This window comes from Embleya sp. NPDC005971 (assembly GCF_040629175.1).
GTDB lineage: Bacteria > Actinomycetota > Actinomycetes > Streptomycetales > Streptomycetaceae > Embleya.
The window spans coordinates 13,319-30,723 of sequence record NZ_JBEXUX010000020.1 but is presented as its reverse complement, the minus strand read 5'-3'; the positions used below and the strand labels follow the sequence as shown (position 1 = coordinate 30,723).

General features: G+C 71.6%; 14 protein-coding genes. 2 read left to right on the top strand and 12 right to left on the bottom strand.

Features of this window, described 5'->3' with window-relative positions; all coding sequences use genetic code 11:
- Positions 1–188 precede the first annotated feature (188 nt).
- Positions 189–1,247, top strand: a complete 1,059-nt coding sequence (locus ABZ374_RS19365) for a terpene cyclase (protein ID WP_360312532.1) — start codon at positions 189–191, stop codon at positions 1,245–1,247.
- Between the two features lie 100 nt (positions 1,248–1,347).
- Here the strand turns inward: ABZ374_RS19365 and ABZ374_RS19360 are convergent, their stop codons facing one another.
- The 5 genes from ABZ374_RS19360 to ABZ374_RS19340 are packed head-to-tail and all read right to left on the bottom strand — an operon-like array spanning position 1,348 to position 8,402.
- The gene (locus ABZ374_RS19360) at positions 1,348–2,253 is read right to left on the bottom strand and encodes a DUF4231 domain-containing protein (protein ID WP_360312530.1); all 906 of its coding nucleotides are present in this window, start codon (positions 2,251–2,253) and stop codon (positions 1,348–1,350) included.
- Complete coding sequence (locus tag ABZ374_RS19355; RefSeq protein ID WP_360312528.1) at positions 2,250–3,593, bottom strand: toll/interleukin-1 receptor domain-containing protein; 1,344 nt, start codon at positions 3,591–3,593, stop codon at positions 2,250–2,252. The genes ABZ374_RS19360 and ABZ374_RS19355 overlap by 4 nt, the downstream gene beginning before the upstream one ends.
- Positions 3,590–6,439, bottom strand: a complete 2,850-nt coding sequence (locus tag ABZ374_RS19350; RefSeq protein WP_360312526.1) for an alpha-glucosidase C-terminal domain-containing protein — start codon at positions 6,437–6,439, stop codon at positions 3,590–3,592. Before ABZ374_RS19350 ends, ABZ374_RS19355 begins: the two co-directional genes overlap by 4 nt.
- Entirely contained in the window at positions 6,436–7,458 is a 1,023-nt protein-coding gene (locus ABZ374_RS19345) for a hypothetical protein (RefSeq protein ID WP_360312524.1), read from the bottom strand. The genes ABZ374_RS19350 and ABZ374_RS19345 overlap by 4 nt, the downstream gene beginning before the upstream one ends.
- A complete protein-coding gene (locus ABZ374_RS19340) occupies positions 7,455–8,402 on the bottom strand; it encodes a MoxR family ATPase (RefSeq protein ID WP_360312522.1) in 948 nt (315 codons plus the stop codon). Before ABZ374_RS19340 ends, ABZ374_RS19345 begins: the two co-directional genes overlap by 4 nt.
- A 139-nt stretch (positions 8,403–8,541) precedes the next feature.
- Between ABZ374_RS19340 and ABZ374_RS19335 the strand changes: the two genes are divergently transcribed.
- Positions 8,542–9,108 carry an A24 family peptidase gene (locus ABZ374_RS19335; protein ID WP_360312520.1) on the top strand — a complete coding sequence of 189 codons (567 nt, stop codon included), beginning with the start codon at positions 8,542–8,544 and terminating at the stop codon, positions 9,106–9,108.
- 80 nt (positions 9,109–9,188) lie between these two features.
- On the opposite strand, the gene ABZ374_RS19330 is transcribed toward ABZ374_RS19335, so the two are convergent.
- From ABZ374_RS19330 to ABZ374_RS19300, 7 genes are all read right to left on the bottom strand, one after another.
- Positions 9,189–13,706, bottom strand: a complete 4,518-nt coding sequence (locus ABZ374_RS19330; protein ID WP_360312518.1) for a LysM peptidoglycan-binding domain-containing protein — start codon at positions 13,704–13,706, stop codon at positions 9,189–9,191.
- A 110-nt stretch (positions 13,707–13,816) separates the two neighbouring features.
- Positions 13,817–14,269, bottom strand: a complete 453-nt coding sequence (locus tag ABZ374_RS19325) for a pilus assembly protein TadG-related protein (protein WP_360312730.1) — start codon at positions 14,267–14,269, stop codon at positions 13,817–13,819.
- A gap of 20 nt (positions 14,270–14,289) precedes the next feature.
- Positions 14,290–14,724 (bottom strand): TadE/TadG family type IV pilus assembly protein, encoded by a 435-nt coding sequence (locus ABZ374_RS19320; protein ID WP_360312516.1) that lies wholly within the window; start codon positions 14,722–14,724, stop codon positions 14,290–14,292.
- 17 nt (positions 14,725–14,741) lie between these two features.
- Positions 14,742–15,176 (bottom strand): TadE family protein, encoded by a 435-nt coding sequence (locus ABZ374_RS19315; protein WP_360312728.1) that lies wholly within the window; start codon positions 15,174–15,176, stop codon positions 14,742–14,744.
- Positions 15,177–15,216: 40 nt separating this feature from the next.
- Positions 15,217–15,513 carry a hypothetical protein gene (locus tag ABZ374_RS19310; protein ID WP_360312514.1) on the bottom strand — a complete coding sequence of 99 codons (297 nt, stop codon included), beginning with the start codon at positions 15,511–15,513 and terminating at the stop codon, positions 15,217–15,219.
- Between the two features lie 44 nt (positions 15,514–15,557).
- Positions 15,558–16,433: a hypothetical protein gene (locus ABZ374_RS19305; protein WP_360312512.1), complete on the bottom strand. Its 876-nt coding sequence runs from the start codon at positions 16,431–16,433 to the stop codon at positions 15,558–15,560.
- A complete protein-coding gene (locus tag ABZ374_RS19300) occupies positions 16,430–17,401 on the bottom strand; it encodes a type II secretion system F family protein (RefSeq protein ID WP_360312510.1) in 972 nt (323 codons plus the stop codon). Before ABZ374_RS19300 ends, ABZ374_RS19305 begins: the two co-directional genes overlap by 4 nt.
- Positions 17,402–17,405: the final 4 nt, after the last annotated feature.

Here is a 17,405-nt window from a genome sequence, read left to right as displayed (position 1 = left end):
CCACCAGCACGCACCCGCACACGATTCACCGCACGTGGCCGCACACGATTCACCGCACGTGGCCGTAGAAAATGCATCACCGTACGTGTCGAAGCGCCCGTCGACGTCACTCTCCGCACCTGCAAAGGATCTTGCGCCGGCGACGCCGATGCGGCATAACAATGATCACGCAACGGGTGGGAGACCAGGTGCCGCAGGATGTGCTGTTCTCGATACCGTTCGAGGCCCCGATCAGTCCGTACCTGGACCAGGCCCGGAGCCGCCATCTCGACTGGGTCCGCGCGCGCGGCCTGATCCGCACCGACGCGGGTCTGCGCCAATACACCTCCTGGGACCTGCCGGAGGCGGTCGGCCGCACCTACCCGCACGCGTCGGCCGACGACCAGTACATGCTGATGAACTGGTTCTCGCTGGCCTTCCTCATCGACGACGACTGCGACGACGACGGCGACGACGATCCGGACGCGGCCCCCGAACGCCCGGACCGGGTGGCGGAGATCGCCCGCGAACTGATCACCATCCCGTTCCGCGAACCCGGCACCCCGCCCGATCTGGTCTCCCCGATCACCCTGGCCTGGTCCGAGGTCTGGGCCTCGATGTCCGACGGCACCTCGGTGACCTGGCAGAACCGCTTCGCGGCCAACTGGGCCCGGTTCCTCGCCTCGCACGCCTCCGAACTGCGGCTGAGCGCCTCGCCCACCGTCCCCGCGTTGGACAGCTACCGCGTGATGCGCCGCAACACCGCCGGCATCCCGCACTCCCTCGACGCGATCGAACGCAGCCGCAGATTCGAAGTGCCCGCCCAGATCCAGGCGCACCCGCTGATGCGCCGACTGCGCGAGGCCGCCACCGACACCATCGCGTACATCAACGACATCCAGTCGCCGGGCCGTCAGGGCCGCCGGGTCGCCTCGCACAACCTGGTCGTGGTCCTGCGCGCTCGCCTCGACTGCTCGTACGACACCGCGCTGCGCGAGGCGACCAGGATGACGTACGAACAACTCGACACCTTCATGACCCTCCAGGCGTACATGCCCCAGATCTGCGGCGAACTCGGCCTGGGCACGACCGAACGCACGGCCGTGGAGATGAGCGTCGAGGGCATGCGCAACTGGATCCGCGGCTACTACGACTGGGGCCTGCGCTCCGGCCCCTACACCGCACCGGACGCGCCCCCGGACGAACCCGCACACGGCTACGCGGAGGACGCGCAACACCCGGCGACCGTGCACCTGCGCACTCGCTAGGGTCTCAACGGCCGTACCCGCGCGCCCGGTTCCGCCTCATCCCGGGCGCCGGCCGCCGCTCACCATCCGACGCGCGTCGCCCCCGGTCCCGGTGGCGAGCTCACTGCGGCGGTCCCGGATCCGCGTGCGCGGCCCGGGCCATCCACCCCTGGGTCTCGATCGAGATGACGTTCTCGCATCGCTCGACGAAACGCGCCTCCTCGGCCGGATCCAGCGGCATCCGCGCCGTGCGATCGTCGCGCAGCCGGCGCAACTGCTCGGCCGTGCGGGCGAACGAGATCAGATTCTCCTGGTACCGCACGCCGTACCCGTAGAGCATCACCGAAGCCGAGACCGTGGTGACCACCGGCACCCAGGCCCCGAGCCGGTCGCCGCCCGCCGTGCCCGCCACCACCGCCAACGCCATACCGGTCAGCGCCAACACGAACTCGGCGAACTGAATCCGGACCAGGCCACGCCGCATCCGCACCACCCGGTCGCGGTAGTAGCCGTCCGCCTGGCCGTCGACCCGCTCGCGCACATAGCCGTCCACATCGCACACGGTCGGCGGCGTCGGATCCATCGCCGGGTCCAACTGCGGCAGTTCGGCCAGCAGTTCGCTCGCCTCGTCCTCGAAGGAGGCGCGACGCGCGGACAAGGCCGCCCGGCGCTGGGCCTCGCCGCCGCCGTACGGATCACTCGACGTCAGGTAGAGGTAGACCTCGCTCTTGAGGCCCTCGGCGACCGACCGCAACCGCGTCCACGCCTCGATCCGGGCCGGCTGCAGCCGCAGCGACGTCACCAGCGGGACCAATCCCACACCCAGCGCGCCGATCAGGGACAACACCTTGCCCGGATCGCCGTGCACCTGCGTGCCGGCCGTGGCCAGTATCGCGCCGCTCACCCCGAGCACGAGTCGCACCAGCCGCCAGCGCTGCACCGACGCCTTGGCCGCGGAGGCCGCGAGCGACCAGCGGCGCTGGGCTCGCCAGGTCTGGGCCAACACCGGATCCGTACCGACGGTCACGCGGGCCTCCAGGGCGGGTTCGATCGTTCCGGGTGTCCGGCCAGGCGCATCGCCCGGCCGTGTGTACGTTTCAACTCTCCTTCACCGGACGGCGTCAACGGTGTCAGTTCGGTGACCTCGATCGAACCGCACACGCCCGCCCGGTCGGTGACGAACAGCAGCAACAACAGTGGGAAGGCCGACCGCAGTTCGCGGATCAACGTGGCATCCGGCAGATGTCGGATGACCACCACGATCGGCCCGGTTTCCTGCGCGTGCGCCTCGATCACGTCCCGAAAACCGTCCTCGCCCTCCAACTCCGGGTCGTGATAGCCGTCGTAGTCCAGATAGCCGGCCACCCGGTCCCGGATCGCGGCGATCAACCCCACCGTCACCCCGGCTCCGGCCGGCATCGTGACCTCCAGGTGCGGCCACGGACGCGGGTGTCCGCTCGCCCGGAGCAGGTAGGCCCGCAGGGTCCCGCCCCGAGTCGCCGCGAGCACGGCGACCCGCCCGCCCGCGCGGGTGCGCAACTCGCCCAACTGCGCGGCGGCGATCGTGGGCACCCGCGCGTACACGACGCTGAGGTCGGCCACCGTGCCCGCCGGATCCGGCCGCAACACCGGCAACACCTCGCCCAACGCCCGTACCAGCGGGTCGGGTTCGCGCCGAGGAGCCGCGGCGCGCTCGGTCAGCAGCGCCTCGCTCAACCGTTCCCGCAACACTTCGCGATCGAGCCGCTCGCGCACCCCGAGCAGATCCGCCGCAGCCCGTAACCGGTCCTCGTACGCCTCACCCAGCGCGTACGTCACCGCGTGCCGGGTGGGCGAGGAACGGTCCAGGTGCCACAGCCGGACCTGCGCCAGATCCGCATGCAGCTTGACCGGTAGCCGGCCGCCGGCGATCTCGTCGTCGGCCCAGTCGCACATGTCCGCCTCACCGAGGTGGATCGCCCGGAGCGCACTCGCCTCCAGATCCGCGCGCCGTACGTCCGGCAACTTCACCGTGATGAAGCGATACCGGGTGTCCGCCCGCCGCCTGCCGTCCGCGATGCTCGCCTCGTAGCCGACGTTCGCCGAATCCAGCGCGTGCCGGGAGAGCAGCAGCACGGTGGCCTGGCTGCCGTGCAGTTCCACCGCGATCTCCTGCTGCCACGCGTCACCGCTGCGCAGGAAGTCCTTGTCGTACACCGCCTCGAAGCCGGCCGCCCGCAACTGTTCGACCAGGACGTCGCGTGCGTCCAGGCACCGGCAGCACACCTGTCCGGGCTTGGCCCGGGTGCTGTGGCTGATGAAGATCCGCGGGCGCGGCGCCGACACCGGCACGGCGCCGCGCGGGTCGGGCAGGTGATGGATCGTCACGGGCGGCTCGCGTAGAGCTCGTCGGTGGTCAGCACGCGGAACCACCGGTATTCGTAGGGGGCGAGGGTGAGCAACGTGGGGCCGCCGCTGCGGGTCCGCTCCTGGTGCGGCGCGGCGACATCCAGCAGATCCACCAACCGGCCCGCCGGTACCGAGGGCGTGGTCAGCGCGATCACTCGCCCGTCCGGCCCGAGGTTGGCGGCGCAGAGCACGTACTCCTCCTTGTACCGGCGCAGAAGCGCGACCACGTCCGCATGGATCGACGGCAATCGGATCGCGCTGCCACGGGTGAGCGCGCGCTCTCCCCGGCGAGCCCGCAACAACGCCGCAAGGCGATCCGGCGGGAGTCCGGACGGCACCTCGGCCACGGCTCGAAGTCCCGGTAGTGCCAGCGTGGCCGAGGCGATCGCCATGGCGGACGCCGGGTCGCCGTCGACGGACCCGGCGAGCGAAACGCGCCAGTTCCGGGCCTGGTTCGGTTCCACCGCCCCACCCGACCTGCCCGCCCATCGCCACGGGCGCGTCTCGCCCGCGAGCACCAGGTCACACACGCCCTCGGCGATTCCCCGGTCGCTCCCGCTCCACGCACCGTGGTCGAGCACGAGGACCTGTCCCGGGTGGTCGTCGACCAGCGTCCGCAACCCGCCGAGAAACCCCGCCGAGGGCACCGGAATCGACCCGGCGGCGCTTCCCGCAGGCCCACGCTCCGGCACCAACACCCGCGCCCCTGCGGCTCCGGCCGCGAGCAACTCCGCGCAGTACCGCAACAATCGGGGAGTATCGACCTCATCGGGGCCGACGACCACATCGGCCAGGACTCTGATCCCGGCCGCCCGGGCAGCCCGAAACAAGGCGGGTGCCGTCGAACCGACCACACCGTCGGGAGCGAAGGGCAGGCACACACAGCCGATCCCGAACCGCCGAGCCGTCTCCAGGTCGTCCTGCGTCAGGTCCATGGGCATCGTGCCCACCAGGGTGTCCCGCAGCCAGTCCCTCTTCGCGTCGACCGTTCGACGAGGCGTCAGCAGGAAGGTGCGGCCGTCCTGGGCCCTCAGCTCGACCGGGCCACCCCGCCCGATGATGCCGAATGCGAAGGGGCTCGGCGCGGAGACATGTACTGCCGAGAACGGCAGTCGCCGCTCCTGTAGACGATCGGGGGCCGGCTCACTGCTCCACTTGAGCAGCCGCCCGGACACGTCCACGGCCAAACCCGAGCGTCCGTCGGGATGTGCCGCGAGTGAACGAATCTCCCGAGACAGCTCGGGTCCCCGAATGGCGTAGCTGGATGCGGACGTCAGGCTCACGACCAACTCCGGCCCCGGCCTGGCGAACACGAGGGGGTAGCCGGCCACCCCTCCGGACAGGGCCGTGATGGGGCGCTGTTCGGTTCCCGAGTCGTGCATGGGCGAACCGCCGTCGACGTGGACGAACTCCAGGTGCCCGTCGGCGAACGCGACCACGACTTGCGACGACTGCGCCGGTGCCCAGAGCCGAGGGTTCGGCCCGGTCGATCGGGACAGGATCCTCGGTGGTTCGGACGGGGCATCCGGACGAACGGCCCAGATCCCGCGTTCGTTGGCCAGGATCACCTCCGGCCGACGGCCCGTCCTCCGCGGTGGGACCACCACCGCGTCGTGAATTCTTCCCAGGCCGGACACCCTCGAGACCTCGGCTCCGCTATAGCCGACCACCACCAAATCCCCGTGGGAGCTCAGGAGTACCGTGCCGGTCGCGTGGTCGACCCGCAGCAGTTCCGGGGTGCCGATCAACCCCACGGTGACCGGCGTCGCATTGCCGAAGATCAGCAGGTCCGTGTCGTTTCCGACGCGCCGCAGCACCGCCCGCAGACCGCCGTCCGCGAGCGCTGCCGAGCCGCCGAACACCACCTCGACGCTGCGTAGTTGCGCAACAGACCCGGGCTGCGGCCGAGTGGAGTACGCCTCGTCGACCAACTCGGCGAACACCGCGACCGCCACCCGCACCGTCTCGGCCGCACCCACCTCCACCGCGTACCCACCCGCACCGGCTGCCCCCGCCCCGGCCAACTCCACCCACACCCGATCCCCACCCGGCACTTCGAGCACCCGCGCGCCCGGCGCCGGTGGGCGGCTGAGGGTCAGCCCGTTGTCGTCGAGCCATACGCCCAGCTCCGTATGGCCGCGCACCGCCGCCCGAGCCGCCGCGACGCCGGCCGGGCCGTGCCGGTCGAGCACCCACTGCGGCAGGTCGACGGCCAGCCGGGTCGCCGCCGAGATCAGCAGCGTACGGGCGAGCGCGTCGGTCGCGAGCACTCCGGGCAGCCGGGGCAGGAAGTGCACCAGCCAGCGGGACAGATCCTCGGCCGCGTCGTCATCGCCGGCATCGACCGCCAGGGCCGCCGCGAACCCGGCCAGTTCCGCGTCCACAACCCCCTCCGCGTCCGGCCCACCGGCGTCCGCCAGCGCCAACCGCGTATAGCGCCGCACCAACTCGGGCGCGTGCCGCTGCATTTCCTCCGTCAGAGCGTGGACCGCCCGTCGGCGCACCGGGTCCCGAACCAACTCGTGCCGCAAACCCGCCGCATACAACGGATCGAGCACGACCGCCCGCGCGTCGGCGGACTCGACCAGCGGCGAGAACCACAGGTCCGCCTCCAGCCCGGCCGCACTGGCCGGGACGAACTCCAGCCGGGCCCGCCGGACGAACGCCGTCGTGGCGTGCGGAGCCAGACACAGGGCTTGGGCGAGCGTGTACAGCAGCGGATCGTCCACCGCCAACCGGCGCAGGAAGTCGAGTTCCGCCGCGCCGGGCTCGGCCCGCCCGCCGACCACCGCGTGCCCGCCGACGACCGGGTCCGGATCCGTCACCGGATCGCCCCTACCCGCACTCGTCGGCTCTCCCGCCACGCCGCGCGAATCGAGGTCCGCCGATCCAGCGACACCAGGGCCACCCGCCGCCGCAGCGTCCACGGATGTGCCCCCGCCTCGTACGGCGTCAGGCACACCACCGGACAACCGGCCCGGTGCACCGCGTCGAGCCAGTCCCGCCATTCGGCGACGCCGGCCGCGGCGGCACCGCTGAACGGCAGTCGGCGCAGGCCCAGATCCGACACCACCACCACGGGCGTGCCCGGCGCCGGTGCCCGGTAGCCCACCCGTCCGTGCCGCCGCATCGCCCGCACACCGCGCCACGGGGTGCCCTGAAAACGCAGCACCTCGACCCGTCCGCGGCCGACCACGGCGTCCGCGAGGTCCCGCAGCCAACGCTGGTCGGCCCCGAAGGGCAACATCGATTCGCCGCCGTCCAACAGGAGTTGCAGGCCCAGTCGAGTGGTCGGCCGAGGCCGGAACGGCAACCTGCGCACCGGGGCGCCGTCGACCACCGCACGAACCAGCGCGCGTTCGTCGAGGACTCGGCCGAGCACGTCGGTCGAGGCCACCGCGAACATCACCCCCGGCGCCCAACGCACCGCCCACGGCGGCTGCGTCGGCTCCTCGCCCGCACCTGGATCGAGCAACCTCCGTACACCCACCGCATCCGCCTCGGCCGGGCCGTCCGAATCCACCGCGCCACCCACGCCCGCCCCGCCCCGGGTCGGTCCGCGCAGCGTGAGCACCGAGCAGGCACCATCCGCCTCACCCGGGGGCGGCGCCGGGGTTCCCGGGTCCATCGCGGGTGGTTCGTCCAGGTCGGCGGGATCCGGCACGTCGTCGTCCGCCTCCGCCGCCGGCTGTGCCGCCACGTCGGTCCCCTCCCGCGGGTCCGCCGCACCGGTCGGCCCCAGCATCCGGGCGATCTCCGCCGCCGCCGCGACGTCGGTGACCTCCAGCGCGACGATCGCCCGGACCAGGTCGCCGAGATGCACCTGCCCGCGTGCCGTGCTCACCCGTGCGGCCTCGCGCTCCCTCGGCCCTTGCTCAGTGCGACCTCCACGACCAGGTCCCAGGTGCGGCTGCCCGCGGTGACGCCCAATTCGTGGCAGGCCCGCAGGGTGTCGAGGAACTCGGCCGTACTCGGACCGGCCACCCACGCGGACTCGTTCGCGACCTTCAACAGATGGTCCGCCACCTGCTCGGCCATCGATTCGTCGTGATCGGCGCCGAAATGGCTGCGCGCGACCTTCAACAGGTGCGGCCGGTCCGGGGCTTCGAGGGACAGCAGGATGCAGCGGCGGACGAACGGCGCGGGCAGTTCACGTTCGTTGTTGCTGGTGATCACGACGAGCGGTTCGGCGCCCGGTCGCGCCCGGACCGGTTCGCCGTCCGGCCCGGTGAAGCGCAGGGTGTCGAGCGGCACCAACAGGCTGTTGGGCAGATCCGGATCGGCCTTGTCGATCTCGTCGATCAGCACCACCGACTGCGGCGCGGGCCCGGTGTGCCGCCCGTACGCGGGTTCGACGGGCCGCTCCCCCGCGCGCCGGGGCACGGTGCGGTACGGATCGAATGCCTTCCACAACACGCCCTGTACGCAGTAGGCGCCGATGGTCGGCGCGACCTTGTGGATCTGCGCGTCGTTGAGCCGGCGCAGCGCGTCGAAGCGCCAGAGCAGGTCCTCGGGTTCGGTCCGCGCGGTGATCACCTCGGTGTGGCAGACCCGCCCCAGGTGCCGGGCGACGTTCGGCGCGAGGGTGGACTTGCCCGATCCCGGCGGGCCGAGCACCAGGAGCGGTCGGCGGGTGGCCAGCGCGACGTTGACCGCGAGCACGATCCGCTCGTCGTCGAACACGTATGCGCCGTCGCCCACCGCCGCGTCGCCGTCGTCGCCGCCGGTAGCCGGTACGGACGGAGCGGGAAGCGGCCGGAACGGGTCGAACGCCATGGCTTTGGGCACGGCTCCAGTGTGCCGTTCGAGTGACCGACCCGGTACGGATTCCGTTGCAAACGCACCCGATCCGGCCCCGCTACCGAACCGGCGGACCAGGGAGCGGACCCGGTGCCGATCCGGCCCTCGGTCTGACAGGATCCGAGCCGTGCGGATATCTCCGATCCATCTCGACGAGGACACCGCAGGCGTGCTGCGTCACGACCTGCCGGTGATCGCGGGCGCGTTCGTGCTCACCGGCGGCGCGCTGGTCTGGCGGGTCGGCCTCCACGCGGTCCTGCCCGCCTTCCTCGCCTTCGCGTTGCTCGCCTCGGCTCTCGTGGTGTGCGACGCGCGCCTGATGCGGCTCCCCGACCCGCTGACCCTGCCCGGATACCCGGTGCTCGCCGCGCTGTTGCTGATCCCGTTCGACCGGGACGCCTACCTCCGGGCGCTGTTCGCGATGGCCGGGGCGTACGCCCTGCACCTCGTGCTCGCGCTGTGCGGTGTCGGCATCGGCCTGGGCGACGTGAAGGCCGCGGGCCTGGTCGGCCTGGTCCTGGGCTGGACGTCCTGGGCCGCGCTCGCGCAGGCACTGGTGCTGGCGTACGTCTGCGTGGGGGTGTACGCGACCGGGCTGGCGGTCAGCAGGCGCGCGGGCCGCGGCAGCGTGGTCCCGTTCGGCCCCTTCCTGCTCGGCGCCGCAATGCTCGTCCTGCTGCTTCGCGGCGCCTGATCGGGCGGGCTCGGGAGGCCGACCGCCGCGAACGAGCCGGTGGGCGGACGGCGTCCCGCGCCGCTCCGCCCATCGCCCGATCAGTCGTCCAGCAGGTCGCGGAGCAACTCGACGGTGAGCGCCTCGGGTTCCGCACCGAGGCCGGCCAGCAGGCCGTCCAGCCGATCCACGTAGTAGTCCAACTCCGCGCGGTCGCCCGTTATATGTGTCGCCCGGAACATCGTGCGGTAGAGCATCTGCGACTCGGGGCACACCACCAGGCCGACCGAGCAGGCCCGCTTGGCGGCCTGCGGGTCGTGGTTGTCCAGGTGGTAGTCGGCCAGTCGGGCGGCGACGTCGACGATCTCGGCGATCATCTGCTGCCGGAACGGCTCGGCCCAGACGTAGCGGCGCGGACCCACCCCGTCGAACGGCGCGTCGCGCACTATGTCCAACGCCCGCGCGTAGTCCATCGCCACCTCGTGGCTCCCGTACAGGCCGGGTGCCACCAGTTGGCGGAAGCGGAACCAGTCGCAGGCGAACCCCGGCCCGAATCCGTAGCCCCCGCCGCCGACCGCGGCCGGCAGGTGGCTCGTACCGTCCTGGGCGGTGCCCACCCAGCGGCGCAGTTGGCTGATCGCCGAGTTGCGCGCGGTGGCGGTGACACCCAGCGGCCAGACGGCGGTGTCGAGTTCGGCGAGTGGACGACCGGGGTGCAGGGCTATCCACGCGGCCAGTTCGGTCAGCCGGGCCCGGCGGCCGTGCTCGACCTCCTCGCCGACGCCGATCAGGTCCACCTGACCCAGGATCCGGATCTCCGGGTAGGTCGGCGCGAAGCCCTCCGAGGGCTGCCCGGGCGCGGCCGGGGCCTCGGCGGGCGGCGCGGCGACGGGCAGCGCGACGTCCCAGGTCGAACCCACCTCCGGGGCCTCCGGCGCAGCCGTCTCGGTGTCCGGCGCGACCACCAGGAACATCCCGGAGTCCTCTACGCCGAGGCCCTCCCGCACCTGCCCCGGCGCACCCCAGTACTCGGCGGACGGCATCTCGACGCCGCCGGCGACACTCTCCGCCGGACTCGCCTGCGCGGGTCCCGGGTCGGTCGGCGCCGGTGCGCCGCGCTCGCGGCCCTGCATCAGGTCGACCTCGTCGTCCGGACCCAGTACGTGGACTCCCGAGCCGCTGAACACGTCGGCGCGAACGCCCCCGTGTCCGTTGGCGGCATGGGCCGGGTAGGCCGCGTAACCGCCCTCCGGCGCGTCCTCGACATCCCACCGCGGGGCTTGTTCTCCGGTGCTGGTCCGAGCGTCGATCGGCACTGCTGTTCCCTCGTCCGGGGCCTCTGCGGCCGCCGCCGGATCGGCCGGGTGTCCGGCTTCCTCGGCGGATGCGTAGGGGTGGTCCTCGGGATCGTCCACCCCTTCGAGTCCTGTTTCGTCCTGCCCGACATCCGACACCGACCGCTCGTCGACCAACCGGTCGCGCACGGCCGCCTGTTCGGCATCGACGGGCGCTCCGAACACCGGTTCGCCGAGGGTCGAATCCGCCGGGACCGCCGGGTCGCCCACCGTCGTCCCGGCCGCCTCGAACACCGGGTCCTCCGTCACCGGTTCGCCGTGCTGCGACGTGGCGACGACGGCTTCCCGAGCGTTCGGTTCGGCATACACCGACCCGGCACGAACCGACCCGTCGGCGGTCGGCTCCTCGAAGGATGGCGGCACCGGCGCTTCACCGCCATATGGCGGATTCGGGTACCGCGGTTCCGCATACGGCGGTTCGGCATATGACTGTTCCGGATAGCCGGGCTCCGCGCCGACCCCGGCGGTGGGCCGCGGGTCGACCGCCGACTCCCCCGCGCCGGTGGACTCGGGGTATCCCGGAGACGTCGCGGGATCCGGGCCGTCCGGACCGACCGGCGCGGGCTGGAACAACGCGGGCTCGTCGACGCGTTCGCCCGGTGTGGGGGCGTACTCGTGCGGGTCGTCGGGCAACCACGGCAGCGGCAGCGAACCGGTGTCCTCGGACGCTCCGCCACGCCGCTCGATCCGCTCCGGCGGGGCCAACGGCCGTCCGGCGATCGGGTGGATCGCGGCGCCCCAGGAGCCGGGGCCGCCCCGGCCGGCCGTGTTCGGCGCGGGAGCCGCGAAGGCCCGCTCGTCCGGCTCGGGGTCGGTGGGATCGGGCTGGTAGTAGGCGGGAGCCGCGTCGGGCCCGGCGTCCACGTCGGTCGCGGTGCCGCCCCCCATCCGGGCCGGCCGCTCCATCCCGCCGACCGCGGACCAGGCGGCCGAGGAGATGCTGCCGGCCGCTCCGGCGCCCACCTGGACCGGCTCCGGCTCGTGGTCGTCCCGCTGTCCCGGGATCAACACCTCGTCGGCGGGCACCCCGTCCAGGTCCCGGGAGACCGTGAACATGCTCACCAGCGCCTGGTACTGCGGGTCTTCGAGGCGCTGCACGTGTACGTCGGTGTTGATCCGACTCGGCGTCACCACACCGGGCACCGTGGGCAGTCGGGTCACCCCGAGCCCGCTGAGCCAGGGCTCGGAGTGGATCGGCGCGATGATCGCGGCGGCCGCGCGCGGGTAGCTGTTGGTCAACCGCTGGATGTGCGGCACGTGTGCCTCGGTCAGCGGCTCCAGGGACAACACGATCTCCGGCGGCCAGGTGTCCGGCAGGATGCCCTTGGTCCGGGCCTGGCGCGGCGAGGTCAGCTTGGCGTCGTCGAGCAATCCGACCACCTCGTCGGACCAGGTCGCCAGTCGGCCGAGAGCCTCGTCCAACGAGTAGGCGTAGCGCAGTTGTTGCCGGCCCTCACGTTCGACGTCGCGCAGCTCGCGGCCGAAGCCGACCACCGTCACGCACAGATCGTCGCTCCACACGTTGGACAACAGCTCGACCGCCAACGCGCGCAGCACGGCCAGGTTGTCCTCACCGGATCCGTCGGTGAGTCCGACCACGCCGAGCGATTCGAGATCGATCAACAACTGCCTGCCGTCGTCGGTTTCACCCAACACCGCGAGCGCGGGGTAGGGCGCCGGCACATTGGCCGCCGCGCTGGTGTGCAGCAACTCGGCGTCCGCCGGGCAGGTCCAGTGCATGTGGTCGCCGTGCACCGCCTCGAAGGGATACAGCGGCGGGGACGGCGCGGCCAGGTGCAGTTCGAGTCGACGGTCGGTGAGCTGCACCGAGTCGATCAGCGGCAGGGTCCGCCCGGTGTCCGACATCCGGGCGCACAACGTCCGGAGCGTGCGGTCGAACAGGTCCAGGGCGTCCGGGGTTTCGGTGGCGCGCAGTTGTTGTTCGAGGTCGGCGGCCTCCGGCGCCGGCATCGCGATCCGACGGCCGTCCCGGCGGACCGACTGTTGGAGCCGGCGACGCACCAGCAGTGCGCCCAGCACCGCCGCCGCGCCCACCGCGCCCAGGGCGATGGCGCCGATCGGCACCGAATGCTCGGCGCCGCCGGTGCTCGGCGCCTCGGCCCGGCTGCCGGTGGGATTGGGGTTCTCGGACTTCTGCTTCGGCGCCTCGCTCGACTTGACGGGGGCGCTCGGCGCGGCGACCGGGTCCTGCTTGGCGATGTGCGGCGGCGTCTCGACGAACGGCTTCGGCTGCGCGGCGGGCGGTTGTTGCTGCTGTTGTTGCTGAGGCGGTTGCTGCTGAGGCGGTTGCTGGGGTGCGGGTGGTTGTTGTTGCGGCGGCAGTTGCGCCTCCGCACTGGCGGCGCCCGGGATGGACAACGTCCAGCCGGGTTCGATCGCGTTCGGGTCGGTCAGGGCCGAGCCGCTCGACTGCGGCTTGTCCTTGTTGGCGGCGAAGATCTCCGGGTAGCGGTCGCCGTCGCCGAGCAGTTCCTCGGCGATGTCCGACAGGGTGTCGCCGGGCTTGACCGTGACCGTCTGCGGCAACGCCTTCTTGTCGTCGCGCTGGGCCCCGGACCCGCTCTCGGGCGCGTGCGCGGCCTTGACCTCGGCGGGCGGCGCGGCATTCGCGGGCAGCGCCAGTACCCAACCCACCTCGACGTAGTCCGCCGCGTCGAAGCGCTGGCCGTTCACCATCACCTTGCCCTCGTTGAGCTCGGCGATCTCCGTCCACCGCTTGCCGTCGCCGAGTCGTTCCTCGGCGATAGTCCACAACGAATCACCGCGCTGGACGGTATGTGTGGGCCCGGCACTCGGCCCGGGTTCCTGGACCCGGACCGGGATTTCCTGCTCCACGACCCGGCTGGGCGCGCTCGCCACGGTGTCCGCGAGTTGTGGAGCGGCCTGCGCCTGGCCCGCCGCCAGCGCGGTACCGGTCGGCAACAGCAGCATGATGCCGCCGATCAGCGCGCCGGCCGCCTTCTGACTCCAGCCCAAACCGCGGATCCGCGGCGCGGACAGCCCTTTCACCTGGGCCGGGATCTCCACCACGACCGAAATCGCGAAACACAACCAGGCGATCCACGCGATGATCGCGAGCGCGGCGATGAAGCCGCTCCCGTCGTCGGGCGCGGTGAGGATCTTGGTGACCTCGTCCAGGCCGGGTAGTCGGCGCGGCAACAGCGTCGTGGTGGCCACGACGAGCAGCGCGGGAAGGCCGATCAGCAACGCGAGCAGCACGACGAGGCTGAGCAGGCCACGCACGAGGTCGAAGAGGAAGCGGCCGGGTCCGCGGCGCCTGCCGCGGTCGTCACGGCTGCGAGCGTGCGCCCCGGGACCGGAACCGGCGCCGGAGCGAGAGCCTTGAGTAACGGTCACGGTGCGGCCTCCGGGGCTTGAATCCCATGGACGAGCCCGGCACGGGCATGGCCTTTGACGGTGACGGTGGAGACGCCGAAGAAGGCGGCCACCTTGGTGTTGTACTCGATCGTCACATCGACGTCGATGTAGCGACCGTCGGACGTGACCTTGGCGTGGCCGGATTTCACCACGGCGTGGGCCCTCAGATACTCGCCCGCCGCGGTCTCGGCGGCCTGCTGTGGAACCACGATCGCCGTCCCCGGAATGGCCTTGGTCGGGTCGATCGCCTGACCGGCGGCGCGCGCCGCCTCCTGGGCGTAGGCGTCGGCCTTGGAATCCGCGCGCAGCTTGCCGCCGCCGTCGACCACCAGTCCGACCAGCAGGATGATCACCGCCATCATGATCGCGAGCATGATGGCGAGCGAACCCCGATCCCGGGGCTCGCCGGTAACACCGATGTGAAGCACCCGGGTTCGCCGCCCGGCCGTCACTTCGACCGCTCCCGGTAGGTGTCGATCACGGAGGTGAAGGTCCCGTTCATCGTCTTCGAGCCGGGAATGCCGGGGAAGGCGACGTCGGAGAGGGACACTTTGCACGTGACACTGACCGTGACCGTGGCCGCCTTGCCGACGTCGGTGGCGAAGCCGGTGATGTCGACGTGGGTCACCGGGGCGCAGGCGATCCCGTCCTGGTCCAGGGACTTCACCACGGCCGCCCTCGCGGCCGACTCGGCATCGGACGCGTTGCGTGCGATCGACGCCTCCCGTGCCCCCGCCTTCGCCGCCGCGTCGACCCCGTTGCCGGCCAGCGTGGTGCGTCCGAACGCGATGACCAGACACAGGAACGCGATCAACACCGGTGCGAGCACCGCTGCCTCCAGGGCGAACGACCCCTCGTCCGCCCGCAGGCTCCCCCTGTACACCCTCGCCCCCCAGCTCTTCATCGGCCCGCTGTCGTCCACCGCTCGACAACGCCGTCCGCGTGCTGCCTGATGGTCAGACTCCCGAGTCCCGGCACGATCGACAACGACGTGCCCTGAACGGTCACGGTGAGCCGCGCACCGGCCTTCCGCTCCGGAATCACCTTCAGGTCCTTGAGCATTCCCCCGCCGAGGTCCTTCGCCACATCCCGGCCGCGCTGTTCCGCCGCCGCGCTGTCGCCGCCCCTGCGCCGTCCCTCCTCGACCCCCTCCTTGGCCGCCTGCAAAGCGACTTCACGGGCGTACCACCACAGACAGCCCTGAATCACCGTGAGCAGCACGAGCATGAACACCGGGAAGATGATCGCCATGGTGATGGACATGCCGCCGCGATCCGGCCCGCCTGCCTTGCGCAGACGGCGCCGGATCGCGTCGACAAGAGAGCCGCATGGCATCTTGTTCACGAGGACGGTCCGGATCCTTCGCGTCGGATCTCTAGTTCGGCTTCGGTTCCTGGTACTTCGAGTCGGAGTTGTCCAGATCCTTCTGGTACTTCTGGTACATGGCGTAGATGACCCCGGCGATGCTGACCGCGGCGACGATCAGCACCGCGACGATGATCGCCGTCTCGATGCTGACCGCGCCGTGGTCGCGCTCCTTGCGCAGACGCCGGTAGCGGTCCACCACACCGCCGGTGACCATCAAGACGAAGGCGATCGGGGCCGGAGCCAGTCTGTGTAGGGCGGATTCCGCACGATCGAGCACCGCGGGGGATGAGGAACCGGTTTGCATTGCCTGTACTCCTTCCGGAGAACGGCTCGAGATCCGAAGGTCGTTCATACCGAGAAAATCCGGGATATGGCCGGAAATCCAAGCAGGATTCCCATGATTACCACGAGCATCGTGCCCGGAACGGTGAGCCGTTCCGAATCCGCGTTCGCCTGTTCGTGTTCGTTCGCCAGCAGTTCGATACGCAGGGACTGGGACCGGGCTCGCAACGTGCCGTACACCGCGGCGCCTTCGGTGCCGGCCATCTCGATGATGTCCGCCACGTCGGCGAGTTCGGGAAGGTCGAGATCCTTGGCCAGGTCGCGCAGGCCGTCCCAGGGGTCCGCGCCGCTCACCCGGGCCCGCGCCAACGCGTCCTGGATCCGGGAGAAGGCCCAGCCGTCCCCCACCGCCGCCGCCCGCTCCAACGCCTCGCCCGGACCCGCGTCACCCGCACGGCCGAGCGCGACCAGGTCCAGATAGGCGGCGGCCGCGTGCTGGAACTCGGTCCGGGCGGCCTTGGCCTGGTCGCGCAGCGCGAAGTCCGGGATGAGCCACATCCCGGCCGCCACCGCCAGGGACAGGAACAGCGGTACGTAGAAAGCCACTCCGATGCCGGTGGCCAGCAGCACCGAGGACAGCATCGCGGGCAGCAACAGGCCGAGCAGCGCCAGCAGTGCCTTGGTGCGCACGAATTGCGCGACCGTCTCGCCGACCAGGTCCAGTTCGCGATGCGGCACCCGAAATCCCGGCACGCGCAGGGTCAGCGCGACGAGTTGGTCGTCGTACCTGCTGCCGGTCTGCTCGGTACGCCGCTTGGGCGTGCCGGAGAGTCGATGCAGCGCGTTGCCCAGGTCCGGCGGTGCCGGCCACAACTCGCGCACGAGCAGCGCGACGCCGGCGCCCAGGACACAACCGCTGACGATCATCACGGGTGGGATCACGACCACTCACCCCGCAGCACCGGTGCCGTGTGCACGCCTTCCGCGTTCTGTGCGTCCGCCGCCTGCGCGGCCTTGACCACGCTGCGCGGATCCGCGACCAGGAACCGGGGCTTGAACCGATCCGTGGCCAGCGACCGCATCCACATCAGGGTGCCGATGTAGCCCATCGCCAGCAGCAGCAGGACCAGTTGGCCGATCACCGTCCCGTACGGCTCGGCGTAGTCGCGGTTGATCACCACGACCAGGGCGGTCACCCCGAGCGTGATGTAGGTGATCCAGCGCACCGCGATCCGGGCGCCGGCCCGGTCCGCCTCGATCGCGCGCCGCTGGCGCACCTCCTCGCGCACCGTGCCGGCCAGGTCCTTGAGGGCCATCGCCAGGCCCGGGCCGCGGTCCGAGGAGCGCAGGATCAGCGCCGCCGCGATCTTGTCCGCCGTGGCGTCGCCCAGATCGGCGGCGAACGCCCGTAACGCCTCGTCCGGGCGCCAGCGCGACTGCAATCGGCTGACCAGGTCGCCGACTTCCTCGACGATCGGCTCGGGGCAGGTGCCCCGGGAGGTGAGGATCGCGTTCTCCAGACCGGCGCCCAGCTCGATCAGGTCGGCGATCCGCCGAGTCCACTCGGCGAGCGCGTCCAGCCGGTTGATGACGGTGCGATCACTCTTGGTCGGCGCGAGCAGCCAGGGCAGTCCGGTGAAGGCGACGACCACCAGGAGACCGGCCACCAGAAAGCCGGTGAACAGCCAGACCAGCGCGGCCACCGCGAGTCCGATGCCCAGGCGCACCCGCCGGGCGGTACGTTGCCGGGCGCTCACCGGCCCCGAACGCATCCGTCGTACGGCCAGCTCCAGCCGGCCGGGCGGCTTGGGCGTCGGATCGTCGTACGTGCCGACGACGCCGACCACCAGACCCACCAGGCCGCCCACCAACAGGCAGCCGCACACCGCGACCAACAGGGCGTCACCCATGTCC